The organism is Vibrio sp. 1078-1 (assembly GCF_033340475.1).
The window spans coordinates 1-522 of sequence record NZ_JAWOWM010000880.1 but is presented as its reverse complement, the minus strand read 5'-3'; the positions used below and the strand labels follow the sequence as shown (position 1 = coordinate 522).

Sequence of the window (522 nt, the reverse complement as noted above, 5' to 3'; positions counted from 1 at the left end):
AAGAAGTAGTCAAACAGCGCGTTATCATCTTGTCTGATTGAGTCCGCAATCATTTGCACTGGATGAGGGTTCACGAGTGCAAACGCCAACATGCGAACCATAAACAGGTAAATCTTGCGATTTGATGGGGTGTTCTCAGGCATTTCGTTGATTAGGCCTGCCATATAATTTTGCAGGAACTCATCCATCGCGTCACTCACTGCTTGCCAGATTTTCTCTTTGCTGCCGAAGTGATGACGAATCAAACTATGTGATACACCCGCCTTTTCGCTGATGTTTCTTAGCGAGACTCGCTCGTAACCCAGCTCACAAAACATATCTGCAGCGACCTTAAGGATCAGACACTTAGTTTGTTCTGCGGCTTCAGCGCTACGTCGGCCTTGCTTTCTTACATTCATAGTTCGATTTTTCCCGAATATTAATCAACGTGCCTACTTTTACCAGAAACCGAACGCTTTGACTAATTAATTTGCTATCCATGTGGAAAATATGTTGATCAATATTCATTTCTGCCTATACTGC

Annotated in this window: 1 pseudogene; it reads right to left on the bottom strand. The window is 43.5% G+C overall.

From position 1 onward, the window contains the following. Positions 1-398 (bottom strand): annotated as a pseudogene (gene vdeR / locus R7190_RS30610) (efflux transporter transcriptional repressor VdeR); the annotation flags it as partial. Positions 399-522: the final 124 nt, after the last annotated feature.